The organism is Pseudomonas sp. NPDC086581, from assembly GCF_044746165.1.
Lineage (GTDB): Bacteria > Pseudomonadota > Gammaproteobacteria > Pseudomonadales > Pseudomonadaceae > Pseudomonas.
Genome location: NZ_JBIVBR010000004.1, coordinates 309,408 through 336,353, shown reverse-complemented (window position 1 = coordinate 336,353; position 26,946 = coordinate 309,408). Strand labels below are relative to the sequence as shown.

The 26,946-nt window shown below is 66.1% G+C and carries 17 protein-coding genes; 4 read left to right on the top strand and 13 right to left on the bottom strand.

Annotation, left to right across the window (positions count from 1 at the left end):
- The 9 genes from ACIPK7_RS11285 to choX form a co-directional block, all read right to left on the bottom strand.
- Window positions 1-9,462 carry a hemagglutinin repeat-containing protein gene (locus ACIPK7_RS11285; RefSeq protein WP_401087729.1) on the bottom strand — a complete coding sequence of 3,154 codons (9,462 nt, stop codon included), beginning with the start codon at window positions 9,460-9,462 and terminating at the stop codon, window positions 1-3.
- Window positions 9,463-9,518: 56 nt separating this feature from the next.
- On the bottom strand, window positions 9,519-11,219 hold the full coding sequence (locus tag ACIPK7_RS11280; RefSeq protein WP_401087727.1) for a ShlB/FhaC/HecB family hemolysin secretion/activation protein: 1,701 nt from the start codon (window positions 11,217-11,219) through the stop codon (window positions 9,519-9,521).
- Window positions 11,220-11,386: 167 nt separating this feature from the next.
- Complete coding sequence (locus ACIPK7_RS11275; RefSeq protein ID WP_081519030.1) at window positions 11,387-11,635, bottom strand: hypothetical protein; 249 nt, start codon at window positions 11,633-11,635, stop codon at window positions 11,387-11,389.
- 327 nt (window positions 11,636-11,962) lie between these two features.
- Window positions 11,963-13,141, bottom strand: coding sequence for a gamma-butyrobetaine dioxygenase (locus tag ACIPK7_RS11270; RefSeq protein WP_192435734.1), 1,179 nt, complete (start codon window positions 13,139-13,141; stop codon window positions 11,963-11,965).
- Window positions 13,142-13,151: 10 nt separating this feature from the next.
- Complete coding sequence (locus ACIPK7_RS11265) at window positions 13,152-14,084, bottom strand: alpha/beta hydrolase (protein WP_401087725.1); 933 nt, start codon at window positions 14,082-14,084, stop codon at window positions 13,152-13,154.
- 6 nt (window positions 14,085-14,090) lie between these two features.
- Window positions 14,091-14,564: a thioesterase family protein gene (locus ACIPK7_RS11260; RefSeq protein ID WP_401087723.1), complete on the bottom strand. Its 474-nt coding sequence runs from the start codon at window positions 14,562-14,564 to the stop codon at window positions 14,091-14,093.
- 101 nt (window positions 14,565-14,665) lie between these two features.
- Window positions 14,666-15,631 carry an L-carnitine dehydrogenase gene (locus ACIPK7_RS11255; protein WP_081519026.1) on the bottom strand — a complete coding sequence of 322 codons (966 nt, stop codon included), beginning with the start codon at window positions 15,629-15,631 and terminating at the stop codon, window positions 14,666-14,668.
- A gap of 124 nt (window positions 15,632-15,755) precedes the next feature.
- Window positions 15,756-16,640 (bottom strand): 3-keto-5-aminohexanoate cleavage protein, encoded by an 885-nt coding sequence (locus ACIPK7_RS11250; protein ID WP_151188814.1) that lies wholly within the window; start codon window positions 16,638-16,640, stop codon window positions 15,756-15,758.
- An 87-nt stretch (window positions 16,641-16,727) separates the two neighbouring features.
- Window positions 16,728-17,666 (bottom strand): choline ABC transporter substrate-binding protein, encoded by a 939-nt coding sequence (gene choX, locus ACIPK7_RS11245; protein WP_401087721.1) that lies wholly within the window; start codon window positions 17,664-17,666, stop codon window positions 16,728-16,730.
- A gap of 222 nt (window positions 17,667-17,888) precedes the next feature.
- Between choX and ACIPK7_RS11240 the strand changes: the two genes are divergently transcribed.
- Together ACIPK7_RS11240 and ACIPK7_RS11235 are read left to right on the top strand one after the other, a co-directional pair.
- Entirely contained in the window at window positions 17,889-18,848 is a 960-nt protein-coding gene (locus ACIPK7_RS11240; protein WP_401087719.1) for a GlxA family transcriptional regulator, read from the top strand.
- 166 nt (window positions 18,849-19,014) lie between these two features.
- On the top strand, window positions 19,015-19,485 hold the full coding sequence (locus tag ACIPK7_RS11235) for a DUF1348 family protein (RefSeq protein ID WP_401087717.1): 471 nt from the start codon (window positions 19,015-19,017) through the stop codon (window positions 19,483-19,485).
- A 137-nt stretch (window positions 19,486-19,622) separates the two neighbouring features.
- Here ACIPK7_RS11235 and ACIPK7_RS11230 read toward each other — a convergent pair whose 3' ends face one another.
- The 4 genes from ACIPK7_RS11230 to ACIPK7_RS11215 form a co-directional block, all read right to left on the bottom strand.
- The gene (locus ACIPK7_RS11230; protein WP_401087715.1) at window positions 19,623-21,251 is read right to left on the bottom strand and encodes a GMC family oxidoreductase; all 1,629 of its coding nucleotides are present in this window, start codon (window positions 21,249-21,251) and stop codon (window positions 19,623-19,625) included.
- Between the two features lie 249 nt (window positions 21,252-21,500).
- A complete protein-coding gene (locus tag ACIPK7_RS11225; protein WP_401087713.1) occupies window positions 21,501-22,334 on the bottom strand; it encodes an ABC transporter ATP-binding protein in 834 nt (277 codons plus the stop codon).
- On the bottom strand, window positions 22,322-23,128 hold the full coding sequence (locus ACIPK7_RS11220; protein ID WP_024764976.1) for an ABC transporter permease: 807 nt from the start codon (window positions 23,126-23,128) through the stop codon (window positions 22,322-22,324). The genes ACIPK7_RS11225 and ACIPK7_RS11220 overlap by 13 nt, the downstream gene beginning before the upstream one ends.
- Before the next feature lie 57 nt (window positions 23,129-23,185).
- On the bottom strand, window positions 23,186-24,160 hold the full coding sequence (locus ACIPK7_RS11215; protein ID WP_192435723.1) for an ABC transporter substrate-binding protein: 975 nt from the start codon (window positions 24,158-24,160) through the stop codon (window positions 23,186-23,188).
- Between ACIPK7_RS11215 and ACIPK7_RS11210 the strand changes: the two genes are divergently transcribed.
- Both ACIPK7_RS11210 and ACIPK7_RS11205 read left to right on the top strand, forming a co-directional pair.
- Window positions 24,159-24,338 carry a hypothetical protein gene (locus ACIPK7_RS11210; RefSeq protein WP_139791602.1) on the top strand — a complete coding sequence of 60 codons (180 nt, stop codon included), beginning with the start codon at window positions 24,159-24,161 and terminating at the stop codon, window positions 24,336-24,338. The genes ACIPK7_RS11215 and ACIPK7_RS11210 overlap by 2 nt on opposite strands.
- A gap of 140 nt (window positions 24,339-24,478) precedes the next feature.
- Window positions 24,479-26,872 (top strand): carbohydrate-binding family V/XII, encoded by a 2,394-nt coding sequence (locus tag ACIPK7_RS11205; RefSeq protein WP_192435722.1) that lies wholly within the window; start codon window positions 24,479-24,481, stop codon window positions 26,870-26,872.
- Window positions 26,873-26,946: the final 74 nt, after the last annotated feature.

Genomic DNA, 26,946 nt, shown 5'->3' with positions numbered 1-26,946 from the left:
TCAATTATTTCCGATCAATATTTTCCCTTTACGATCCACTAACCCGGCACTCTGTAACGCCCTTTGCATATCAGGATGAAGGTCTTTCCAAGATCTTACATGTCCGTGATACGTGGTATCTATCGTCTTGTCAAAAACAACAAACTCACCAGCAGCGTAGTCAATTCCTACCCTTCGAGGCGAAGTTGGCTTCACCTGAATAGATCCATCTAGCGCTGCTTGTCCATTAGCAGGAGCTTTACTTTTAACGGCATTGTCATTTTTCCCATGGTACGGAGCCGCCTCATAATCTAACGGCGACTCACTATACATATTCCCCGGCGCCGGCAACTCACTCACCGGGAAGCCAGTATTGCCGCTCTCAACCTGCGGAGTCTGATTCCCCCCCGTATGCGTGGGAAGCTCGATCTTCCCACCGGCCCCATACCCTGCGTTCGCCGGTACGCTGTCCAGGTCCGCCACCGGGAAGATGAACTTACCGATATCGCCTTTGTGAATCGGGAAGCCTTCAGTCCCCAGCAGCCCCGTCAGGTTCTCGAGATTGCGCTTCTGAGCATCGGGCAGTGAAGCTAGCGCATCGGTCAGCTTTTGCTGGTACTCGGGGTTAGTGGAGATCACCACTCCGCCCGCGGCCAGTACGACCAGCGCTACTGCTCCTATCTCAAGAGCCACTATGTTCTGACTGCCGGGAGGCATGTGCGTGTTCTGCAGTTGCTGAATCAGGTTCAGCGCTTCTTTGGCGGCTGCCGGGTCTTGTCGGGCCAAATCGGCAAGGCGATCAGATAGTGCTTGCCCCGCTGCCGTATCGGCATCGTTGCCGACCTGATACTGGAAAAGTTTACGGGCGGCGTCGCTGCGTTCATCCGGCGTGCCGGATGCCAGTTCCTTCTCCGCATAGGAACGCTGCATGCCCTTGGCTACATGGGGAGCGTATTCCGCAACGTAGTCGACAGCCCCTTGCACCTTCTCCACCGAGTTGGTGCTGACATACAGCTCCTCGCCCTTGTGCTCATCCTTCAGCAGTTCCTGCGCCTTGTCCGTATCGCGATTAAGGCCTGAAAGGTCCTGCCCCGGGTTGTCGCGCACGAAGATCTCACCGGCGCCCACCGTGGCACGGTTGACCTGTTCGGCGTTGCGGATGTCGTAGCTGCCGGCAATGAACTTGTTGGGGACCTGGGCCTGGTCGTTGGTGGTCTTGCCGTCCTTTTCGTTTTCCTTGCTGTTGTAGGCCATGCCCGAGGTGATGTCGGTGCTCTTGTAGCGGTCCTTGTCGTAGAGGTCGCTGTGGCCGAAGGTGCCGGTGTTGATGACCAGGTTGCCGGTGTTACTGGCGATGACCGCGCCATCGAGCTGGGTGTGGCCTTCGGTGTAGATGTCGACGCTGTCGCGGCCCTGGATGCGGGTCTGTTCGCCCACCCAATTGGTCTTGCCGTCGGTCTTGCTGACGGAGATCGCGCCGCTGCCGCCACCAAAGCCCCCCGAGCCGCTGTGACTCTGGCCGTTGCCTTCGATGCGGTCCTGGTCGCGCACGGAGGCGACGGTGAGGTCGCGGCCGACGTCGATCTTCACGCCGCTACCTTCCACCGTGGCGCCGGCGATCAGGGTGTCGCGGCCGCTGCGCAGGTCGATATCGCCACCGGCGTTGAGGTGGGCGTTGTTCTGCCGCGAGCCGTTCTGCTCCTGGTTGTTCCAGGCCACGGAGCCTGCGCCGTAGATGCCGCTGTTGGAGGTGTTGGCGCCGGAGCTGTTCGAGCCAACATTGCTGGAGCCTCGCTGGCTGGCAACGTTGTAGTTGCCGATGCCAATCCCCACCGAGCCGCTGACACTGTCGCTACGGTCCTTGCTGCGGTAGTTGCTCTGGCTGCTCTGGATGCTCAGGTCGCGCCCGGCATCAAGCACGATGTTGCGTCCGGCGTCGGCCTGAGTGCCCTGCAAGGTGATGTCGCGGCCGGCCTGGGCAATGATGTCGCGGCCGGCATTGAGGGTGGAGTTGCGCGCGTCGTACTGCTGCGCCTGGTGGTTGCTCTGCTCCTGGGCGGCACCGATGTAGATGCTCGCGGAGGCGCCTGCGTCGCTGGTGCCGTCGATGGTCTTCAGCACACTGGAGACCTTGCCGAAGACAGTCTCGCCATCCCCCAGGTGACCGAAGTTCTGAATACCGGTGCTGATGCTCTGGCTGCCCTGCACGCCGATGCTGGCGCGCTGGTGCCGCTTGACCCGCTCCTGTTCGCTGGTGTCCTGCCCGGCGTCTGAGACGATGTCACGGCCGGCGACCAGGCGAATGTCACGGCCGGCGTCGAGGTCACTACCCTGCTGGCGGATATCGCGCCCGGCACGAATGTCGAGGTCCTCGCCGGCACGGATCTGGCTGCCCGCCGCGGCGGTGTCGACCTGCTTGCCATGCTCGGCATTCCAGTCGATGCCCAGGTAGGCGACGCCGGTGGTTTCCTCGGCTTTCCAGCCCAGGCCGGTCTGGCGCTTCTTGTCCCAGTCCTTGGCGCTGGAGGTGCTTTCACCGGACAGGATGTTGACGTCGCGATCAGCCTGCATGCCCACCGTGCGCTCGGCTGCGATGTTGCTGCCTACGACGTTGATGTCACGCGCGGAGGTCATGCGCACATCACGCCCCGCCGCAATTTCACTCGGTGCGTTGAAGGTCTGCTCGCTGGTGTTGCCGGCCTTGCTGGCGGTGTTGATGGACACCATGTTGCCGGAGTTGCTGAGGCCCCATTTGCTGCGCTGCTTCTCGGTGTACGAGGAGCTGCTGTTGGTGCCGGCAACGATGTTGATATCGCCCGTGGCGTCGAGCTTGCCGGCGTGCAGTTCCACGTCGCGGCCTGCACCAATGCGGCTGGCTCCGACGTCGATGTCACGCCCCGCAACGACGACGGTATCGTTGCCACCTTGAAGGATGGAGCCGACTTGCTCAGTGGAGGCGTTATTGCTGGTCGACTTCGTCTTGGAGACACCGAAGGTGCTGGATTTGCTCTTGCCGCTGGCGCTCGCCTGGTCCTGTTCCGTGGCCAGGATCGAAACGTCTCGGGTCGCCCCCAGCATCAGGTCGTTTCCAGCTTGCAGTTGACTGCCAGCGACCACCACATCACGACCACCGTTCAGGCGGATGCCACCGTCCTCGGACTTGCTGATGTTGACGGTGAGGTCCTTGCCGGCCTGAATGACCGAGTCGACGTTAGCCTCGGCATGCCCTTGCGACATTTCGGACTTGCTTTTGCCCCAGGAACCTTTTTTCTTCTGGTAGAAATACGCGTCCTGGCTATCCGTAGAGGCGACGATGGCCACGTCCCGCTCGGCGTCCAGGGCGACATTGCCGCCCGCGCGAATCTGGCTACCAACGACGGCCAGGTCCTGTCCGGCATAGATCGAAACGTCGTTGCCCGCCTCCAAAGCAGACGATTGATGCTGCACCTGGCCTTGCTGTTCAACGGTGCGGCGGTTGCTGCTCTTGCTGCGAGTTTCGACTTCCTGGCTGTTCGCCACGGACACGACGTTGACGTCGCGGCCAACCCCGACCCACAAGTCCTGCCCAGCGCTGGCCTTGCTCCCCACCACATTCAGGTCGCGCCCGGCATCGAGTATCAGGTCGCCGCCGGCGGTGAGGCTGGAGCCGTGGTTCTGCTCGACGGTGGTAGTGGTGACATGGTGGCCGCCTTTCTGCACGTCACGCAGGCGGCTGGCGTCGGTGACGGCTTCGAGGTTGATGTCGCGGCCGGCGCTGACGTAGGCGTCGTCGCCGCCGCTGAGGGCGCCGCGGTTGGTGATGTCGCGGGCGGCGTCCAGGCTCAGGTCGCTGCGGGCGGTGATGCTGGCGCCGGCGTCGAGGAAGCTCTTGTATTCGCTGCCGCCGATGCTGGCCGTGACGGCGGTGCGGTCGTTGACGATATCGCCGCGCAGGGCGGTGAGGTCGATCTGGTCGCCGCGGATCTGCCCGGCGAGGGCGTTGCGGATGCTGTCGCCGGCCAAGAGGCTGACGCGCTCACCGGCGTCGACCAGGCCGCCCTGGAGGATGCTGCCACCGGCCACGGCGTTGAGGTCGTGGCTGGCGCGCAGGGTGCCGACGTTAAGCAGGTCGCCACCGGCCATGAGGTTGAGGTCGCGCCCCTGAATGAGGCTGTTGCCGCGCAGGTTGCGCTCGTCGGTCTGGGCCAGGTAGACCACCGGGACGAGGACTTGCTGGCCATCGATGACGCGGCTTTCCATCCAGACGATGTCGTGGGTGAGCGCGGCCACCTGCTCGGCCGAGAGGCCGACGCCCACGCTGAGCTTGAGCGCGTCCTTGGCGGCCAGGGCGTTGTCCATCAGGTACTGGAACTGGTCGTAATCGCTGGCCAGGCCGTCGATGAAGCGCTGGCCGGTCTTGGCCTGGATGGCTTCGCGGATCAGGCGGGTTTCGTAGGCGCCATCGCCCAGGCGCTTCCAGGCCTTGTCGGCGTCGAAGCCGAGCTTGTCGAGCAGGTAGCCGGAGTTGAGGAACTTGCCCAGGTCGGTGAGGGCCGGGTTGCTTTCGATGAGGTAGTTCGCGCCGGGATCGGTGGCGCGAATGAACAGGCCGTACTGGCCTTGCGGCAAGCGGAAGGTGTCGGCTGCGGTCGGGTCGACGGCGGCGAAGGGCACGCCGGTGTAGTCGACGGGAACGAAGCTGATCTGCTGGCTGCCGTCAGGGGCAGTGCGAGTGACTGTCTCGACGGTTTGCGGGCCGCGAGCCTGGGCGTCGCTGCTGGCCTTGTTGATGGTGAGGTTGATCGCACCGGTCTGCTGCCCCAGTTGGCTGCCGGCCAGTTGCCCGGTGAGCTGGGCCAGGGTGTAGTCGGCGATGGTGCCATTCTGCAGGTTCTGGGCGACGTTGAGATTGACGCGGTTACCGGCCTGGAGGGTGGCCGGGGCGGTCTGGTCGGCGTTGTCGGTCCAGGTGATGACGGGCGTGCCGACGACCCAGCGATCACCGCCATAGACGGTCCAGAGCTGGTCGTAGAGGTCCTGGTCGAAGATGCCCTGGGCCATCTGGGTGTTGAACTGGCGGGCCAGGCGTTCCATGGCGTCCCACTGGCCGGTGGGGATCTTGCCGTAGTCGCCGGATACGGTGTTGATGACCAGGACCTTGCTGCCGGTGCGCGAAGAGTTGCCCTGGTTGAGCAGGGAATCGGCATTGATGGTCAGGTCGCCGTTGGCGGCGATGGTGCTGTTGCGGTTCTCCACCGAGCCGGCGTCGATGGTCAGGTTGCGACCAGCGGTGAGCCAGGCAGCGGGGCTGTTCTGGGTGATGCGCTCTTCGATGGTTTCTTCGACGTTGATCTTGCCGCGCTTGAACGAGTCGTGGCCGCCGCAGTGCTGGCCGCAGCGCACGTCGAACTCGCCGAAGCTGGTGCTCTGCTCGAAGGCGAAGACGTCGCGGACGTTCTCCAGGCTGGCGACGTTCAGCTGGATATTGCCCTGCGCTTCGATGGTGCCGGAACGGTTGGAGAAGCTCTGCGCGAGGCCGCCGTCCTGGCCTGCGAAGTCGAGGCTGCCCTGGCTGTAGAGGTCGCCGTAGCGGTTGCTCAGGCTGGCGGCGCGCAGGGTCATGTCGCCGCCACTGAACAGCAGGCTGTCCGCGCCGTTGGCGATGCTGCCGCTGGTGAGGGTCAGCGCGCCCAGGGCACCGAGGGTGCCGTCGTTGATCACTTGTGCAGCGTTGGCGCGCAGGGTCTGGTTGGCGATCAGCCAGCCCTGGTTGTCCAGGGTGCCGGCGAGGTTGAGCTGGGTGTCCAGCCCGCTGGCGATGCGGCCGCCGCGCTGGGTCAGGTTGTTCGCGGTGATGCCGAGCTGCTGCTGTGCGGAGAGCACCCCGCTGTTGTACAGGTCGCCGGCGCTGGTGAGGGTGAGGTCGCCGTCGCTGAGCAACTCGCCCCGGTTGTTGAGGTAGGCGGCGCTGAGGATCAGGTCGCTGGCGCTGGCGATTCGCTCGCCAGCGGCGATGTCCAGGCCCTGTTGCAGGCGCAGGTCGAGAACGCCGTTGAGGCGCATCTGGCCGATGCCGGACAGGCTGCCCAGCTGCCACAGCCCGCTACCCAGGCCGCTGATCGAGCCGCCACCGGAGAGGTTGGCCGCCCCCAGCTGGAAGAGGCCGGTGCCGGCGTGCTGGATATCCCCTTGGGCGTTGAGCAGGGAGGTGCCGCTGCTGAGCTCGAAGGCTTCACTGGCCACGCCAATGCTGCCGCCCTGGTTGTTCAACTGGCCTGTGCTGCGGATATGGCTGCTATCACCGCCCAGCGCGCGCAGGCGGCCGCCCTGGCTGTTGTCCAGGGTGGCGCTGTCCAGGGAAAGATTGCCGGCCGATTCGATCAGGCCGCCGTGGTTGTCCAGGGCACCGCGGCTATTGAGAGTGACGCTGCCGCCGCTGATCTGCCCGGCGTTGTTATCCAGGTTCAGGCCATCGACGCTCAAGTCACCCTTGGCGAACAATTGGCCGCCGCGGTTGGTCAGGTTGTCGACCAGCAGTTCGAGCTTGCCGAGCAGGCTGGCGATGATGCCGGCGTCGCCGTTGTCCTGGCTGTTGTCCAGGCTGGCGGCGGTGACCTTCACGTAGTCGCCCTGTACGGTGCCGGCCTGATTCTGCAGGCTGCCGGTAGCCAGCTCGGCGGTGATCGAACCGCCCTGTGCATAGATAAGGCCACGCTGGTTGTTCACCGTGCTGGCGCTCAGCGAAAGGCCGCTGGCGCCAGCCAGCAGCCGGCCGGAGGCGGAGTTGTCGATGGAGCCGGCCAGCAGATCGATACGCTCGCCGCGCAAGGTGCCGCCCTGGTTGTTCAGGCTTGCCACCGCGCGCGCGAAGGTGAGTGCCTGGTTACCGGCGTCGATCAGGCCGGTGGCGTTGTTCAGTACCCCGTCCAGGTTCAGCAGAACCTCGGCGCCATTGCTGACCAGGGCGCCGCCCTGGCTGTTATCCAGGTCGCTGCCGCGCACTTCGATGCGTTTGCCGAGCACCACGCCACCGCGGTTCTCCAGTTGCGACGCCTGAAGTTCGATGGCGCCATCGCTCTGGATGCGCCCCTGGTTGCTGGACAGGCGTTGCGCCGCGTTCAGGCTCACACCATCGGTGCCCGCCACCACCAGCCCCTGGTCGCTATTGTCGATAGTGGAAGCGCTGGCACGGATGCCGTCGCCGACGATGCGGCCGGCACGGTTGTCGAGTGCTCCGGCAACGGCCAGCAGCAGTTGTGCACCGACCAATGCACCTTGACGGTTGTCCAGGCTGCCGGCGCTGATCTCGAGGTTGCCCTGTTGCGATTGCAGGTGGCCCAGGCTGTTATCAAGGGCGTTGCGCACCACGAGCTTGAGCAGGCCGTCCGCACTCAAGGTGCCGTTGGCGTTGCCGCTGAGGCGGCCGAGCTGCACATCGAGGCTGTTGGCCAGCAGCAGACCCTGGCTGTTCTTCAACTCTTCGGCGCTGAGCTGCAGCGCGTTTTGCGCCTGCAGCCGACCGCCCTGGTTGTCGACGGTTTGCGCGGAAAGGTTCAGTTGCTTGGCAGCGAGGGTGCCACCGCTGTTGCTCACGGCGCCGGGTGTGGTGAGGGTGAGCGAGTCGGCGATCAGTTTGCCGGCGGCGTTATTGATGCTGCCAGCCTCCAGCAGCAGGACGCCAGTGGCCTGGGCAAGGCCGCTGCCGTTGTCGAATGCGTTGTCCAGCTTCAGCGTCAGGTCACCCTGCTCGGCGCTGAGGACGCCCTGGTCGCGGTTGTCCAGGCTGCTGCCGGTGATGCTCAGGTGATTGCCGACCAGTGTGCCGGCGCGGTTATCCACCGCGCTGGCTTTAACCGTCAGGTCGCGCGCGGCCTGGAGTTTGCCGCCTGCATTGTTCAAAACGTCCTGGCTGCTCAGGGTCAGGTCGCCCTGGCTGCTGCCAATCACGCCGGCACCGTTGTCGATACGCTGAGCATCGATGCGTGCGGTGCCACCGACGATGCGGCCTTGCTGGTTGTTCAGCGTGCCGCCGGTCAAGGTCAGGCTGCCGCCGTTCACCTCCAGGCGCCCGTTGCGGTTGTCCAGGGTGGCGAAGTTCAGCGTGGCCGTCTGGTTGTCGGCAAATCGAATCAGACCGCCCAGGTTGGCGACGCCGGGAGCATTGAGCAGCAGGCTCTGTTCGCCGATCAGCTGCGCGCTGGCGCCCAGGTTGTTGAATTGCGTGGCATGCAAGGTGACTTCGCGGCCTTGCACGCTGCCACGGTTATCCACGGCGTTACGCGCGCTGAGGGCTACGCGATCGGCATAGACCTGCCCAGCGTTATCGACAGTACCGGCGCTGAGGTTTGCCGCGCCGGTGGCATCCAGGCGCCCACGGTTGCTGACTGAGTTAGCGGTGATATCGAGGTTCTGGCCGGCGTTGCGCTGCTCACCATCGATGCCGCTGACGATCTGACCTTCGTTGGTCAATTGCGCCGCCTTGAGCTGGACCTGCCCACCGGCAGCCAGGCTCTTGCCGACCGACAGTTGGCCATTGGCTTCAAGATTCGCCGTGCCGCTGGCATAGGCCGGCCCGGTCAAGGCGATGTCCTGCGCCTTGGCCCGCAGGCTACCGGCGGCGCTGGTCTGAGCGAGGCTCAACTGGCCGTTGGCGTCGATCTGGATATCGCCGGCGCTGGCCGCCATGTTGCCGGCGAGTTTTACGCCGACACCCTGTTCGGTGCCCACCAGGCGGATGGCGCCGGCGTACATGCCACCCAGCGCGGAGCTGTCGATGGCCAGTTGCGGCTTGGCGCTGCCGTCGTCGGCCTTGGCGGTGGCGGCGAGGGTCTCGGCGTCCACCTGGTTGCGGCCGGTCACCACGGCGAGTTGCTGCGCGTAGAGGTCGGCGTTGAGCCTGGCGCTGCGGGTAATCAGTTCGAACTGGTCGAGGTTGCTGGCGTTCAGGCCGGCGCCTTCGACGCTGATCTCGCCGCCGTCGACGTCATAGCCACGCAGGCGCTCGCCATCCATCAGCGGCTTGCCGGTGGTCAGCGTGGCCCGCGGGGTATTGATGAAGCCACAGCCGTTGCAGGTGATGCCGTGGGGGTTGGCGACGATGACGTGGGCGGCCTGCCCGGCCACTTCGGTGTAGCCGCGCAGTTGCGACGGGCTGGCCCCGGTGACTTCGTTGAGGATCTTCTGCGCAGCCTGCCCCTTGAGGTTGGGGTTGCCGACGATGATTCCGCCCAGCTGCGTGGACTGGGTCTTGCCGGTGGCGTTGTTGAGGATCAGGCCATTCTGGCCGACGTTGTAGTCAGTGAACTTGTTGTGGGAGAGGCCCGCGCCGTTGGGCGTAGCGATGTTCACCACGGGCACGCCATTGCCCGCCGCGCCCAGGTGCGTATTGCCACCGGCTGCCGCGTCCACCGCCAGCTCGGCCGCTGCCGCGACGATGGGGTTGAGGATCAGGATGCCGGCAAGCACGCTGGCAATGGCCTGGTACAGCGGGTGGCGTACGTCCATGTGGGAATCTCCCAAGTGCCGGCAGATGCCAGCTACTAGCTAAAGAGCGAATCGGTTCAGAAGAAGACGTCGAGGCGGAAATACACCGGGTGCTCGCGTCGTTCGATGAGGTCGGGGCGCTCCAGCGAGCGCGCCAGGGTCACGGAGGCGGCGGCGTACTGCCCGCGCGCGCTGAACTCCACGCCATGGCCGCTCATGCGCCCGGAGAGCCCCGGGTTGTATTGGCCATGCTCGATGGCGCCGAAGTCGTACGCGTAGGCCACCCCGTATTCCTGCACCCAGGGCAGCAGCGGCTCCCAGGTCACGGCGCGGCGCCAGCGCAGCTGGTTGCGCCAGTAGTAGCCGGAGTCGCCGGAGAGGGTCTGGTCCTTGAAGCCGCGGATCGAGCTGAGGCCGCCCAGGCTGATGCGCTGCGGGCTGTAGAGCACGTCTTCGCTGTACTGGCCGGTGGCGAGGCTTTCGAAGCTGAAGGCTTGCTCCCACAGCGTGAACGGCTGCAGGTAGCTCAGGGTCAGGCTGTATTTGTTGTAGCGGGCGGTGGGGCTGCCGTGCGGGGCGTCGTGGTCATCGTCCTGCGCGCCGAAGGCGCCGATGCCGCGCTGCCAGCCGATATCGGCGTTGACGAAGGCGCTGCCGATGCGTCGGCCGTGGTTGAAGCCCAGGCTGAATTCGCTGAGGTGGGTGCTGGAGACGTCGAGCAGGGTGCCGTCGATGTAGTTGCGCGTGCGCTGGTGGCTGAGACCGAAGCTCACCCCGGTCTTGCTTACGTCGTCGCGGAACAGCACGCGCTGGGCGCCCAGTTGGTGGGTCTCGTTATCGCCGTCGTACTTGAAGGCGAAGCCGGCGTCTTCGTTGCGGGTGCGGTAGTAGTTGCGGCTGTAGCTGTAGTTGAAGGTCCACCAGCCGTAGGGAACGCTGTACCACAGGCTCTGGTTGTCGGAGTGCTTCCAGTGGTCGCTGACCACATCCTCGCCGTAGCGCAGGCCGAACTGGTCGGCCAGGCCCAGCGGACTGTCCCAGTCGAAGCCGACGCCGGCCTGCTGTTCGCCGGAGGTGGAATCGCCGTTGTTGTCGCGGCTGGCGGAGACGCGCCAGGGTTTGCTGCGCTCGCCCTTGAGCTGCACGCGGCTGCCGCCTACTTCCTTGCCCGGTACCAGTTCCATCTGCGCCTGACGCGAGGGCAGGCGGTTGATCTGGTCGACCAGCTGTTCCAGGTCGCGCAGGTTCAGGGCTTCCCCGGTGGCGCCGGGAAAGGTCATGGCCAGCTCGCGTTCGCTGGCCAGCTCCGACTGGTCGAAGCCTTCGAAGCGCCCCTCGACCACGATGATCTTCAGTTCGCCACTGGAGAGGTCCTGCTGCGGCAGGTAGGCACGGGTGGTGACGAAGCCGCGCGACAGGTACTGATCGGTGATGCCCTTGAGCAGCTCGTTGAGCTGGTTCACACCCAGGCATTGGCCCCGATACGGCGCCAGCAGCGCTTCGCGCGAGCGCGCGTCGAGATGTTCGGCGCCTTCGAGGGTGATGGTGCGGACAGTGAAGCAACGGGTGTCCGGCGCGGTGGTCGGCGGCGCTTCGGTCGGCGCCTTGCCGGGGAGCTGCTGGAGCTCTTCCAGGCGCTGGCGCTGTTCGCGCAGCAGTTGTTCCTGGCGCTGGCGCTGAAGGTCGTTGTCACCCGGCGAGGGGAGTGGCGCGGCAAAGCTTGCCGAGGCACAGCAGAATGCCAGGACGGCCATCCAGCCACGGTAGAGAGCATGCATCCTTACGATCCCTGTCTTCTGGCCTTACGGCCAGTCCGTCCAAAAAAACGGATTGGATCATATTTGATACATGATGCCCTTAGGCCATTATCCAGACGAACTGTAGGCCATTTCCCAATTTCCGGGAGATGCAGCGCACAAACGACGCTTGCCTGTGCGCCTGATTGTCACACTTTGGGGACCAGCGCCGGCAGCAATTGCCGGGAGATCGCCTCGCGCACCGCAGGCAGCAGCGTCGCGTTCCCCGCGAGCATTTCCTCCACCAGACGGCGCAGCGCCAGCGAGCGCTCCGGGGTCAGGCCACGCACCGCGTATTCGCAGGCCTGCTCGGCGGTGATGCCCGGCGGCACGGCAAAACCCAGCGCTTGCAGGCGTTCGCGGAAATCGTCCTGGTCGATCAGGTCGGCGTGCATCATCGCGGGTCTCCTTGGGAGCGGCAGGGGTCTGCATCGATTCTGGTAAGCCCGGCGAGGCGCGGCAAGCACCATGCCGACGGAATGTCCGCGGCGGGCAAGCGCAGGTCGCTTTCGGCTAACCGAGGCGGCGACGCGACGCGCAGACTGGCTTCCATACCCTGCAGCCGGCACCGGCTCGGTTGCAGGGCCTCGCACACTGAGAGCCCGAACCGGCTCGATTTGTCCCCTGCCGCGCGTCGGGCGCCGCAGGGGATTTTTTTGTCCGGCTGAAGGTGATTGTCGTAGGAGCGAGGGGGACGCCATCGCTCCTACAGGTAGCTCCGCGCCTCAGAGGTCGCGCTGCAACACCAGGATGCGCGACAGCAGTTCGTCGCGGTCGATGTAGCAGCCCTGCAGGTGGCGTTCGCCGCTGGCAGGGTCGAAGGCGGTGCGGGCGTGCAGGGTGCGACGGTTGTCGAAGCACCACATCTGCCCGGCGCGCAGCTTCTGTTGCAGGCGGAAGCGCGGTTCACGGGTGAGCGTGAGGAAGGCCCGCCAGGCGTGATACAGCGCATCCATGCGCTCGGCCGGGGCGTCGAAGGGGCCGCGCAGGAAGTTGGCGATGCGGATTTCGCTGATCTCGCCCCGCGCGTCCAGGGCGATCACCGGCGCCAGGCAGCGGTAGTCGCTGCGGCGGTCCTTGTTGCGAAATTCGATGGGCATCTCGCAGAGCGTGCGGAAGTCTTCCGGCGCTTCGTCGCGCAGTGCCTGGGCGATGGCGAAGCCGTCGACGAACACGCTGTCGCCGCCGTCGGCGTTGTTCACCAGGCAGTGCAGGAATTGCAGTCCCGGTTGCAGTTCGCGGGTCGGCAAATCGGTGTGCAGCGGCAGGTTGAAGGCGGTGTAGGCGTTGCTGTCGGCGGCCGCGGCCTTGGACTTCACATCGAACAGCACACCGAAATTGGTCTCCCGGATGAAAGCGATGCGCTGGGCGATGCGGTGCAGGGAGCCGGGCGCGGTGGGCACGCCATCCACGCGGCTGAGACCGAGGTCGCGCAGGGCGAGCATCCATTCCAGCAGCGCGGAGTCGTCGTCCATCAGTTGGTCGTGCTGGAACACCGGCACCTCGAAGTCACGGCGCCAGACGCGGGTGGTCTGGTGCGCGGCCAGGCGTTCGGCGCGGGACTCGTCGTCATAAGCATGCGCGCGCAGCCAGCCGGGGTCGAAGCGGCTGCGGTGGCCGTCCTGCCAATCGATGCACAGCTGGCCCTGATCAAGGCTGGCGCGGGACGGGGCGAGGTTCGCGGGGACGTCGATGATCTCCAGCACCTGCTCGCGGGTGACGCTGTAGACGCACTCGCCGCAGGGGCAGTTGTCGCGCAGCCACTGGTGGTGGAAAGGGCTGACGCGGCCGTCGGCCCAGAGCACTTCGAGGCGATTCTCCAGCGGGCGCAGGCTGGCCAGTGCGGCGGTCAGCCGGTAAGTGCGCCAGTCGGCGACGCCGGGGTTCTCCAACGTGGTCTGCATGCATTCCTCCTCATCGACTCAGGCTGCGGCGCAGGGCCGCGATCAGGGCGCCGCGCAGGGCATCCACTTCCGCCACGCGCCGGGCGCGCAGGCAGCCGTGGACGAGCCCGGCACCGGGGAAGTAATCCACCGCCACGCCGGCTTCGCGCAGGCGGTCGCGGTAAAGCGCGCCGTCGTCACGCAATGGGTCGAACTGGGCGACGGCAATAAAGGCGGGTGGCAGGCCGCCGAGGTCTTCGGCGAGCAGCGGCAGCGCCAGCGGGTCGCGCCAGTCGGCGGGGCGCGAGAGGTACGCGGCGAGGTATTCGTCGACCGCCGCGCTGGTCATCAATGGCGCGTCGGCGCAGGTGGTGCGCGAGGGCGTGTCGAGGTTTCCCAGCGCGGGGTAGATCAGCGCCTGGACCAGTGGCAGCGCTTCGCCAGCGCCGCGCAGGGCCAGGCACAGCGCGGCGGCGAGGTTGGCGCCGCCACTGTCGCCAGCGACCGCAATGCGGGTTTTATCCACAGGCTCGCCGAGGCGGTCCTGGTGAATCCGCCACCAGGTGTCGAGGCAGTCGTTGAGGGCGGCGGGATAGGGATGCTCGGGCGCCAGCCGGTAGCTGATGGCGACCACCAGCGCACCCAGTTCGACGGCCAGGGGAATGCAGATCATGTCGTGGGTACGGGCATTGCCCAGCACCCAGCCGCCACCGTGGATGTAGAAAATGGTCGGCCAGCCATTGGCCGGCGGTGCGCCTTCAGGCCGGTAGAGGCGCAGCTCGACCAGGCCGTCAGGCTGTACGTCGCGCACCAGCAGGCCCGGCGGAAGCGGTGGCGCAAAGGCGGCGGCCATGCGCTCGTAGTTTTCCCGCTGGGCAGCGAGCGTGGGGCCTTCCAGTGGGTGGGCCTCCGTCTCGGCGACGAAGGCCTGCATGGCATCGGACAGCGGATAGCTCCGGCTCACGGCGAATCAGCCCGGCAGGCCGATGACGCGGCCCACGTAATCCGGGCGCGGCAATGGGCGATGGGCCTCGGCCAGCGCCAGCACGCGCTCGAGCACGACGCCTTCGAAGGGCGCCGAGCGCGCGCCACCTTCGAGGTTCACGTGCAGCAGCATCTGTTCGCTGGCGGCCAGGGCGAGGTCTTCTCCAGCGCGGTGCAGGCTGTGGAAAACCTGCAGGCGCTTGCGGTCGTGGGCGATCAGCTGGGTGCGCACTTCGACCCTCTCGCCCTCCTTCACCTCGTGCAGGTAGTTGAGGTGCACCTCAAGGGTGAACAGTGAATCGTTGGTCGCCGCGCGGTGCTCGGCGTCGAGGCCGAGGTGGTCCATCAGGGCGTCGGTGGCGTAGCTGAACAGCAGCAGGTAGAAGGCGTCGCGCAGGTGGCCGTTGTAGTCGGTCCACTCGGCGAGGATGGGGGATTCGTAGGTTTTCAGGGCGTGCATTTTCGGCTCTCTATTCAGGTCCCCTCTCCCCAACCCTCTAACTAGGCGTCCCCCCCCTGAAGAGAGAGGGGGCCGTCCGGAGCGGGCGGTGAAATGAGAGGTTAGTCGGCGAAGGCGAAGCCGTGTTTGGTCTTGGTCTCCTTGATGGCGCCGAGCACCGCCAGCAGGCAGTCGTCGCGGTAGCGTTCCAGCTCGGCGATGCTGCGGCTGCCCTGCTGCTCGGCGGTGCCTTCCACCACGCGGTCGATCAGGGTGTCGGTCAGCTCCGGGGCGGGCAGGTAGGTCCAGGGCAGTTGCAGCGCCGGGCCGAACTGAGCCATGAAGTGGCGCATCCCGGCGTTGCCGCCGGCCAGGGTGTAGGTGAGGAAGGTGCCCATGAAGGACCAGCGCAGGCCGGCACCGAAGCGGATGGCGTCGTCGATCTCGCCGGTGCTGGCGACGCCGTCGTTGACCAGGTGCAGCGCTTCGCGCCAGAGGGCTTCGAGCAGGCGGTCGGCGATGAAGCCGGGGACTTCCTTGCGCACGTGCAGCGGGCGCATGCCGAGGGACTGGTAGACCTGGATGGCGGCCTGCACCGCTTCCGGCGCGGTCTTCGCGCCGCCCACCACTTCCACCAGCGGCAGCAGGTAGACCGGGTTGAACGGGTGGCCGACCACGCAGCGCTCGGGGTGCGTGGCGTCGGCATAGAACTCGCTGGGCAGCAGGCCCGAGGTGCTGGAGCCGATCAGGGCATTGGGCTTGGCGGCGGCGCTGATCTTCGCGTGCAGCTCGCATTTCAGGTCGAGGCGTTCGGGGGCGCTTTCCTGAATGAAGTCGGCATCACGCACGCATTCTTCGATGGTGGCGACGAAGCGCAGGCGATCGGGCGAGGCGCCGGGGGCGAGGCCGGCCTTTTCCAGGGCCGGCCAGGCGTTGGCGATGCGCGCACGCAGCGCAGCTTCGGCGCCGGGAGCCGGGTCCCAGGCGATGACGTCGAGGCCATGGGCCAGGGCGCGGGCGACCCAGCCGCTGCCGATGACGCCGCTGCCGAGGGCGGCGAAGGTCTTGATTTGGGTGATGAAGGACATGGGTGGCTCCGGAAAGTGGGCGGGGCGTCGGGTTCTTCGTAGGGCGCATAACGCGCAGCGTTATCCGCCGATCCAGTTCGGCGGCGGATAACCCGTTCCGGGTTACTCGCCCTACGGTTCGCAATCAACGGGGTTTGAGGTTCATCTTCCTGCGCCCCTCGGCCGGGCTCAGGGCGCGGCCGCCGAGGCGCTCGATGATCTCGATGGCGCGCTCGACCAGTTGGCCGTTGCTGGCGTGCACGCCGCGGTCCAGCCAGATGTTGTCCTCCAGGCCGACCCGCACGTTGCCGCCCAGCAGCATGGCCTGAGCGACCATCGGCATCTGCGAGCGGCCGATGCCGAAGCCGGCCCAGGTCAGGCCGTCGGGGATGTTGTCGGCCATGGCCTTCATGGTGGTGGTGTCCGCCGGGGCGCCCCACGGGATACCGAGGCAGATCTGGATCAGCGGGTCTTCCAGCAGGCCTTCCTTGAGCATCTGCCTGGCGAACCAGAGGTGGCCGGTGTCGAAGATTTCCAGCTCGGCCTTCACCCCCAGCTCGGTGATGCGCTTGGCGCCGGCGCGCAGCTGGGCCGGGGTGGAGACGTAGATGAAGTCGCCGTCGCCGAAGTTCAGGGTGCCGCAGTCCAGGGTGCAGATTTCCGGCAGCAGCTCCTCGACGTGCTTGAGGCGCTCCAGCGGGCCGACCAGGTCGGTGCCGGCGCCGAACTCCAGCGGCTGCTCGCCCTGGCCGATCTGCAGGTCGCCGCCCATGCCGGCGGTGAGGTTGATGATGATGTCGGTGTCGCTCTCGCGGATGCGTTCGACCACTTCGCGGTAGAGGTTCACGTCGCGGCTGGGCTTGCCGGTCTGCGGGTCGCGGACGTGGCAGTGGGCGACGGTGGCGCCGGCCTTGGCGGCCTCGATGGCGGCGGCGGCGATTTCCTTGGGGGTGACGGGAATGGCCGGGTGCTTGCCGACGGTATCGCCGGCGCCGGTCACCGCGCAGGTGACTATCACTTCATGGTTCACGGTGGCTGTCCTTCTTCGGGTCGAACGAACCCACTGCGCGCCGGGCGGCGCGCAGGGAGTTGCTGGTGGGAGGTGTTTGTCCGGGCGCTATTTCAGCGAGGCCTGGACGGCGGCGAGGCCATCCTTGCCGTCATAGGTGGTCACGCCGTCGAGCCAGGCCTTGAGCGGCTCGGGGTTCTGCTTCAGCCAGGCCTTGGCGGCGTCCACCGGCTGGCTGCGGTCGAGGATCGGCACCATCACCTGGCTCACCTGCTCGCTGCTGAACTTGAGGTTGTGCAGCAGCTTGGCGACGTTGCCGCACTGCGCCTGGTAGCCGCCGGCGGTCATGATCGAGACGGTGGCGGAGCCTTCGTCGGGGCCGAATACGTCGTCGCTGCCGGTGAGGTATTTCATGTCGATCTGCAGGTTCATCGGGTGCGGCTTCCAGCCGAAGAACACCACCCACTGCTTGCGCTTGATGGCGCGCTTGACCGCGGTGAGCATGCCGGCCTCGCTGGACTCGACGATCTGGAAGCCCTTCAGGCCGAACTTGTCGTCGGCGATCATCTTCGCGGTGATGCGGTTGGAGCCGCTGCCGGGCTCGATCAGGTAGATCTTGTTGCTCAGCTTGTCCTTGAACTTGGCGATGTCGGCGAAGGTCTTCAGTCCGCCGTCGTAGACATAGCTGGGCACGGCGTAGGTGGACTGCGCGTCGGGCAGGGTCGGCGGGGTGATCACGTCGATCTGCTGCTTGTCGAGGTAGGGTTTGGCCACCGGCTGCATGGTCGGCTGCCAATAGCCGAGGAAGACGTCGAGCTGCTTGTCGGCCATGCCGGCAAGGATGATCTGCTGCGAGGCGCTGGTCTGCTTGACCTTGTAGCCCAGGCCGTCGAGCACGGCTTCGGCCACGGCGCTGCTGGCCACCACGTCGGTCCAGTTCACGCTGCCCATGCGCACGTTCTGGCATTGGGCGGGCTCGGCGGCCCAGCTGGTGCCGGCGGCGAGCATCAGCGCGGCGCAGCCGAGCGCTTTGATCGATAGCTTCATGACTTCTCCCTCAAGGCCTTTGCGGCGTTGGTTATCGTTTTTGTAGGTCATGGCCCTCACGGGGGCTGGAGAACAAATTACCCAGGCGGCGCCCCGGAGAATCGCACAGCGGCGACCAGCTCTTGCACAGCAGCGACCTCCCCGATTGCCAGGGCGACATCCATGGTTCATAAGCAAGGGCAGGCTGCCACGACGCCGCCCTCCCATCGCACGGTGCCCGCCATGTCCCAAGACTTCTGGTTCCTGCTGCTGCCCGGTTTTTCCGTGATGGGCTTCGTCTCCGCGGTGGAGCCACTGCGGGTGGCCAACCGTTTTCGCGGCGAGCTGTACCGCTGGCACCTGATGAGCCTGGATGGCGGGCCGGTGCTCGCCAGCAACGGCATGTCGATGAACGCCGACAGCGGCCTGGAGGCCTTGCGCGAAGGCGACACGCTGCTGGTAGTGGCCGGCTTCGAACCGCTGCGCGCCTGCACCCCGGCACTGCTGCACTGGCTCAAGCGCCTGGACCGCGACGGCGTGACCCTGGGCGGCATCGACACCGGCAGCTTCGTGCTGGCCGAGGCCGGCCTGCTGCAGCGCCAGCGCTGCACGGTGCACTGGGAGGCGCTGGATGCCTTCCGGGAGACTTATCCACAGGTGCAGGCGACCCAGGAACTGTTCGAGATCGACGGGCCGCGCATCACCTCCGCCGGCGGCACCGCGTCCATCGACCTGATGCTCGACCTGATCGCCCAGGCCCACGGGCCGGAACTGGCGGTGCAGGTGTCGGAGCAATTCGTGGTCGGGCGCATCCGTCCCCGCCAGGATCACCAGCGTTTGCAGGTCGCCAGCCGCTACGGGGTGAGCAACCGCAAGCTGGTGCAGGTGATCGGAGAGATGGAGCGCCACACCGAGCCGCCGCTGTCGACGCTGGAGCTGGCCGAGCGCATCCAGGTGACCCGCCGCCAGCTCGAACGCCTGTTCCGCCTGCACCTGAACGACACGCCATCGAACTTCTACCTCGGCCTGCGCCTGGACAAGGCGCGCCAGCTGCTGCGCCAGACCGACATGAGTGTGCTGGAGATCGGCGTGGCCTGCGGCTTCGAGACCCCCTCGTATCTGTCGCGCAGCTACCGGACGAAGTTCGGCGTGTGCCCGAGCCAGGATCGGGTGGGGTTGCGCAAGGCAGTGGCCAGGGCCTGAAAACTTGTAGGAGCGCGCCATGCGCGCGATCGCGGGCATGGCGCGCTCCTACAGGGAGCCGCGAACGAGATTGGCAATATCTGTGGGATTGCCGTCATTTACCTCACTCGGGGTCGGGCGGAGTATGGAGATCAGGTTCAAACCCTCACTGCCCTGGAGACCCACCATGAGCGAAGCCCGTCCCCCTCTGCCGCCGTTCACCCGCGATACCGCGATCCAGAAAGTCCGCCTCGCCGAGGACGGCTGGAACAGCCGCGATCCTCACCACGTGTCGCTGGCCTATACGCCGGAGAGCCGCTGGCGCAACCGCGCGACCTTCGTCCAGGGCCGCGAGCAGATCGTCCAGTTCCTCACCGCCAAGTGGGTGCGCGAGCAGCAGTACCGGCTGATCAAGGAGCTCTGGGCGTTCACCGACAACCGCATTGCCGTGCGCTTCGCCTACGAATGGCACGACGACTCGGGCAACTGGTTCCGCTCCTACGGCAACGAGAACTGGGCGTTCGACGAGAACGGCCTGATGTTCGAGCGCCATGCCAGCATCAACGACCTGCCGATCAGCGAGGACGAGCGCCTGTTCCATTGGCCGCAGGGCCGCAGGCCGGACGATCATCCGTCGCTCAGCGAGCTGGGGCTGTAAGGGCGGTTATCCACAGGAGCACGCCTGTGGCACACCGTAGGATGGCGTGGAGCGAAGCGATACCCATCCTACGGATGTGGGCGACCTGCAGGAGCGGGCCATGCGCGCGATCGCGGGCATGGCCCGCTCCTACAAGATCAAGCCGGGACGGCGCGGGCGGGAACGGTGGAGGAGATGCGGCTGTCCTCCAGGATCATCGCCGCCGCGCGCTCGCCGAGCATGATGCAGGGCGCGTTGGTGTTGCCGCTGATCAGCGTCGGCATGATCGACGCATCCACCACGCGCAGGCCTTTGAGGCCGTGCACGCGCAGGCGCAGGTCGACCACCGCCAGTGGGTCTTCACCCATCTTGCAGGTGCCCACCGGGTGGAACACGGTGGCGGCGTATTCGCGCAGGTGTTCCATCAGTTGCTCGTCGGTCTGCACCTGCGGGCCGGGGAGCATCTCGGTGCCGCGAATCCTGTCGAACTCCGGCTGGGCGAGGATCTTGCGCGCCAGCTTCACGCCTTCCACCAGCACGCGCCCATCCTCCTCGTTGGCGAGGAAGTTGTAGTCGATCTCGATATCGCCACCCGGCTTCACGCGCAGCTCGCCGATGCTCTTGGGGCGCAGCACGCAGGTGTGTACGGCGTAGCCATGGCCCCACTCGAACAGGCGGCCACGGTGGCTGCGGTAACCGGGCACGAAGTGGAACTGCACGTCGGCCAGCGAATCGGCCAGCGGCGTACGGGCGAAGCCACCAGCCTCGACGTAGTTGGTGGTCAGCCAGCCCTTCTTCGCCAGCAGGTACTTGAACGGCGAGAGCAGGATCTGCGGCAGCGAGCCGAGGGAGAAGCCCAGGCTCAGCGGGCTCGGCGAGCGCACGGTGACCAGGCCGTCGAGGTGGTCCTGGAGGTTCTTGCCCACGCCCGGCAGGTCGTGTTTCACCGGGATGCCAGCGGCTTTCAACTCTTCACCCGGCCCGATGCCGGAAGCCAGCAGGATTTGCGGCGAGCCGAGGGAACCGGCGCAGAGGATCACCTCGCGGCGCGCCAGCAGGCGCTCGCCGCTGCGCAGTTCGAGGCCGGTGACGCGCTCGCCTTCGAGCAGCAGGCGGCCCACCTGGCGGTCGGTCAGCACGGTGAGGTTGGGGCGCTGCAGCGGCGCGACGAAGGCGCGATAGCTGCTCAGGCGCTTGGCGTCCTTCTGGGTCACGTTGTAGATGCCCACGCCCTCGAATTCGCGGCCGTTGAAGTCATCGTTGCGGCGCAGGCCGAGGTGTTCGGCAGCCTTGATGAACAGGTGCGACAGCGGGTTGGGGTCGCGCGGCTTGTCCACCACCAGCTCACCGAGAGTGCCGTGCAGCGCCGGGTCCTGGCCAAGCAGGTTGCGTTCGGATTTCTTGAAGAACGGCAACACGTCCTTCCAGCCCCAGCCGGGGCAGCCTTCGGCTTCCCAGCGGTCGTAGTCGGAGGCGTGGCCGCGGATGTAGATCATGCTGTTCATCGAGCTGGAGCCACCCAGGGCCTTGCCACGCGGGCAATGCAGCGAACGGTTTTTCAGGCGCTGCTGCGGCGCGGAGTAGAAGTTCCAGCTGAACACCTTGCTCTTGTACAGCGTGATGGTGCCGGCCGGGGTCTGCACGCGCGGGCTGGCGTCGCTGCCGCCGGCTTCCAGCAGGCAGACGCGCACGGCCGGATCGGCGCTCAGGCGGTTGGCCAGCACGCAGCCGGCGGAACCGGCGCCGACGATGAGGTAGTCGTAGGTGGAATCGTTGGAGGAGGACATGGGGGCTCCCTTTGGAGTGTTGCGTGAATGGTTGAGGGGCAAGCTCACACCCCGCCGCAGCACCCAACCTGTAGGAGCGAGCTTGCTCGCGAACAAACTCACCGGCAGGTCCGGCGTTGGGCGGTTCGCGAGCAAGCTCGCTCCTACGAAAAGCACCGCGCTCGCCGGCTAACTACAGCGATAGCCAGGCTCCGTAGGGGCCCCCTCTTCAGAGACAGGGCTGGGGTGAGGGAGAGCGGCGTCGAGCTTTCAATGAGCCTCTTCCAGATCGTCGTGCAACAGCCCGAGGATTTCGCGCTTCATCTCGATGAACCGGCGGTCCATGACCATGTCCAGCGAGCGCGGGCGCTCGATGGGCACGTCGAGGATGCGTTTGATGCGCCCCGGGCGCGCGCCCATGACGTAGACGCGGTCGCCCAGCAGGATGGCCTCGTCGATGTCGTGGGTGACGAACACCACGGTCTTCTTGCTGTGGTCCCACACGCGCAGCAGCAGTTGCTGCATCTGCATGCGGGTCTGGCTGTCGAGGGCGCCGAAGGGCTCGTCCATCAGCAGGATCTGCGGGTCGTTGGCCAGCGCGCGGGCGATTGCCACGCGCTGCATCATTCCGCCGGAGAGCTGCTTGGGGTAGTTGTTCTCGAAACGGCGCAGGCCGACTTCGTCGAGGTAGTAGTCGACGATCTCGCGGCGCTCGGCTGCCGGCATGCCGCGGCGCTTCAGGCCGAACTCGACGTTCTGCCGCACGGTGAGCCAGGGGAACAGGGTGTAGCTCTGGAACACCATGCCGCGGTCGGCGCCGGGGCCGTCGACCAGTTGGCCGCCGACGTAGATATCGCCCTCGGTAGGCTCGGCCAGGCCGGCGGTGAGGTAGAGCAGGCTCGACTTGCCGCAGCCCGATGGGCCGACGATGACGGCGAACTGCTGGTCCGGCACCTCGAAGGAGACGTTCTCCAGCGCGCTGAAGGTGCCGCCCTCAGGCGTGCGATAGCGCAGGCTGACGTTCTCGACCCGCAGGCGGGGCGGTGTGGCGGGTTGCTGACCGGTCACGGCTGGTTCTTCCTGCTTGATCGCTACTGCGCCCATGACGCCACCTTCAGTCGGATGAATCGGAACAGTTGATCGGTGATCAGGCCCAGCAGGCCGATGATGGCGATCGCCAGGAAGATCACGTCGACCTGGAAGCCGCGCATGGCCTTGAGGCTGATGTAGCCCAGGCCGCTGGAGGCCGCGACCAGTTCGGCAACCACCAGGTAGGTCCAGGCCCAGCCCATGGTCACGCGCAGGGTGTCGAGTACGCCGGGCAGCGAGGCCGGGCCGAGTACGTGGAGAACCACATCGCGGCGGTTGCAACCCAGGGTGTAGGAGGCGTTGACCAGGTCCTTGGCGACGCCGCGGGAGACGTCGGCGATCATCACCAGTTGCTGGAAGAACACGCCGAAGATGATCACGGTGACGCGCTGTTCCAGGCCGATGCCGATCCACAGGATGAACAGCGGTACGAAGGAGGTCACCGGCAGGTAACGGATGAAGTTCACCAGCGGTTCGAGGAAGGCCTGGACGATGCGGAAGCTGCCCATCAGCAGCCCCAGTGGCACGGCCACCAGCGAGGAGATGATGAAGCCGATCATCACCACCTTGACGCTGGCCATCACGTGGGTGGCGAGGGTGCCGTCACTGGCCAGGCGCACGCCGGCCGCGAGCACCGCATCCGGGGTGGGCAGGAACATCGCCGGCACCACACCGCCGTAGGAAAGCCCGGCCCACAGGCCGAACACGAGCAGCCAGCACAAGGTACCGGCAGACCAGACCAGCTTCAACGGCAGGTCGACCTTGGGCGTCAGGCAACGGCTGAGCCAGGATTGCGAACGACGAGGCATCGCGGATTCCTCCAGGCGAGCGGCGCCAGGCCGCCCGCGGGGACAAGAGTGAGACGGTTACTCGGAAACGAAGCGCGGGTCGACCAGGTCGTCGTAGCTGACTTCCAGGCGTTTGCCCTGCAGGCCGCTCCAGGTCTCGTTGGCGAGACGGATCAAACCCTTGATGTCGCCGGGCTTGCCGGGGGTGCCAATGAGCTGCTCGCTCATCGCCTTGTCGTAGAAGCGCACGCCCTTGGCAGCGTCTGCCAGGGCCTTGGGATCGGAGAGGTAGCCGCCGACGCCCTTGGCCATGATCGCGTAGGCCTCGTCCGGGTGCTCTTTGGTGTACTGCACGGCCTTGTACAGGCCTTTCACCAGGGCCTTCACGTCCTCGGGCTGCTTCTCGATGACGTCGCAGTTGAGGGCGACCACGTCGACGATCACGCCGGGAGTGGTGGAGCTGTCCACCAGCACCTTGCCCTGCTGCTTCTCGCGAACCAGCGAGAGGTGCGGCTCCCAGGTCACGGCGGCGGGCACGCGGCCGGCGATGAAGGCGCTGGCAGCGTCATCGGCGGTCATGTTCTGCACCTTGACGTCGCTCATGCTCATGCCGGCGTGCTTGAGCAGATAAGCCAGCCAGAATTGCGAGACGGAGCCTTCGTTGACCGCCACTTCCTGGCCCTTGAGCTGGGCCAGCGAGGTGACGTCCTTGCCGACCAACACGCCGTCACCGCCATGGCTGTCGTCCAGCGCGGCCACGGCCTTGAAGCAGAACTTCGGGCGGTACTTGAGGATTTCGTCGATGGTGGAGGCCGAGCCGGAGAGCTGGCCGGAAGCCTGGGCTGCCATGTACATCGAGGCTTCCTCGATGGTGGTCAGCTGCAGGTCCAGCCCCTGTTCCTTGAAGTAGCCCAGGTCGCGGGCGAGGTACAAGGTGCCGTAGCCGACCCAGGTGGTATGACCGATGGACAGGGTGCCGGCCTGCGCGCCAGAAACGGCGGCGAGAGCCAGGGCGGAACACGCGATGGAACGCACGAGCAAGGACTTGATCATGAAGCACTCCCACAGCCGTTTGGCTTTTTTGTTGATTTACTGCGGCAGTGGCCAGAAGGCCGGTAAAACCGGGACATGCGCGGCATCGAGCTCTATGGCTCAGCGTCTGAAGGCTTTGTCTCGCGACATGTCTGACAGACCGATGGTCGCCGAAGCGGGAGGCTCGGAAAATTATTAAATATGTCGTTGCGCCATAAGAAAAAGCTGCCTTGCCGGCGAATTTGCACCAGCATGGCGCAGGGAAGAGCGGACCCGCGCGCGGGGTGTTCCGCGCTGCACTATCGTTGATCGCAGCTCTTCTCAAGGAAGGTTTCCAACATGGCTTTACGTCCCGTTCTATCGGCCCTGGCGCTCGCCATCGGACTGTCGCTGCATCCCGCTCTTGCGTTCTCCGCCGATCCCCAGGCCCCCGCCGTCACCGAATTGAAATGGCCGCGCGACTTCGCCGTGGGCGAGCAGCACGTGCAGATCTTCCAGCCACAGATCGAAGGCTGGGACGGCACCCGCATGAGTGGCCGCGCGGCCATCGCCATCGGGCCCGCCAACGGCGCTCCGACCTTCGGCGTGGCGCAGTTCTCCGCCGCCGCCGCCATCGACAAGGCCAGCGGGCTGGTGCAGCTCACCGACTTGCGCATCGACAAGGTGGAAGTTCCCACCGCCCCGGACAGCGCCGGCAAGGTGCGCGACGCGCTGGTGGCGCGCCTACCCAAGGACGGCCTGACCGTTTCTCTCGATGAGTTGCAGGCCAGCTATGCGGTGAACCAGCAGCTCGACCAGCTGCGCCATGTGGAAGTGAAGAACGACGCACCGCAGATCGTCTTCGCCGCGACGCCGACCGTGCTGGTGATGATCGATGGCCAGCCGAACTGGCAGGCCCTACCGAGCAGCGACTTCCAGCGCGTACTCAACAGCCGCGTGCTGATCCTGCGCGACGCCCAGAGCAACCACTACCTCAACGCCGCTGGCAACTGGTACACGGCCCAGGCGCTGGACGGCAGCTGGCTGGTCCTGAGCCAACCGCCCAAGGCGCTCCTGAATGCGCAGCAGGTGGCGGAAAAAGCCGGCCCGGTGGACGCCCTGCTGCCAAAGGACGGCAAGGTGCCAGGCAAGGCGCCGGCGATCCTGGTGGCGACCCGGCCCACAGAACTGATCGTCAGCGACGGCACTGCGCAAATGCAGCCGGTGGATGGCGTCAGCCTGCTGACAATGCAGAACGCCGATCACGCGGTGTTCGTCGATCCGACCCACAACACCTGGTACGTGCTGCTCTCCGGTCGCTGGTTCAGCGGCCCCGGCGAGAAGGGGCCGTGGCAGTTTGTAGAGGGCAAGGACCTGCCCTCTGACTTCGCGAAAATCTCGCCCAAGGACCCGAAGGCCAACGTGCTGGTATCGGTGCCCGGTACTCCGCAGGCCAAGGAAGCGGCCATCGCCGCGAGCATCCCACAGACGGCCTCGGTCTCGCGCAGCAAGGCGACCATGAAGGTCAGCTACGATGGCGCGCCCAGCTTCCAGCCCATCAGCGGCACCAGCCTGCAATACGCGGTGAACACACCGACGCCGGTGATCGAGGTCGCGCCCAACCAGTTCTTCGCCGTCACCAACGGCGTCTGGTTCGTTGCCCCCAGCCCCACCGGGCCCTGGCAGGTGGCAACCGAGGTGCCGGCGGCGATCTACGGCATCCCGCCCAGTTCGCCGGTGTACTACGTGACCTACGTGCATATCTACTCGGTTACCCCGCAGACCGTGGTGGTGGGCTACACGCCCGGCTACCTGGGCGTGGTGGTGAACAGCGACGGCACGGTGGTCTACGGCACCGGCTACACCTACCCGGCCTATGTCAGCCAGACTGTTTACTACGGCTATCCGCCGACCTACGGCTACGGCGCAGGCTTTGCCGTGGGCGCGCTGACCGGCTTCGCCTTCGGTTACGCGGCGGGCGCCTACTGGGGCTCTCCGGAACCCTACTGGGGCCCGTACTGGGGCCCCTATCCGCACGGCGGCTGGAGCTACGCCAACGTGAACCAGGCGAACTTCTACGGCCGCTGGGGCCAGGGCACCGTGACCCACGCTTACGGCTACAACGGCTGGACCGGCACCCAATGGCAGGGCAGCTCGGCGGTGGGCTACAACCCGCGCACCGGTGCGCACTACGAAGGCGCCCGCGGGGCCGCCTTCAACCCGTACAGCGATGATGCCGCCGCAGGCCGTCGCGGTTCTTTCTCCAACGCGTCCACCGGCATCTCCGGCGCCGGCCGCAGCGGCGTTGCGGCGCATACCGACAGCGGTGACTTCGTCGCAGGCCGCCAGGTCGCTACCCACAACGCCCAAACCGGCCGCACTACTATCGCCGAGCGTGGCGTCTCCGGCGACGTGGACGACGGACGCAGTAGCTACGACAAACAGAACCAGGGCATCAGCTACAACCGGCGCACTGGCAACGCCGTGGCCTGGAAGAACGGCGACGTCTACGCCGGCCACGACGGCAACGTCTACCAGCACACCGACAGCGGCTGGCAGCAGCACACCAGCAACGGCTGGCAACCGGTGCAGCAGAACCAGGCCAACGTCCGCAGCCAGCTGGACCAGCAATACCAGTCGCGGCAGATCGGCCAGCAGCGCTTCAACCAGACCCAGCGGCAGTGGAGCGGTGGCGGCTTCGGTGGCGGGCATTTCGGCGGGGGCCATTTCGGTGGAGGCGGCTTCCGCCGCTGAGCCTGTGGACAAGTTTTTCCACAGTGCCGATCACTGTGGAAAACCGCTCCGGGCAAGGTGAGAAACTTATCCAC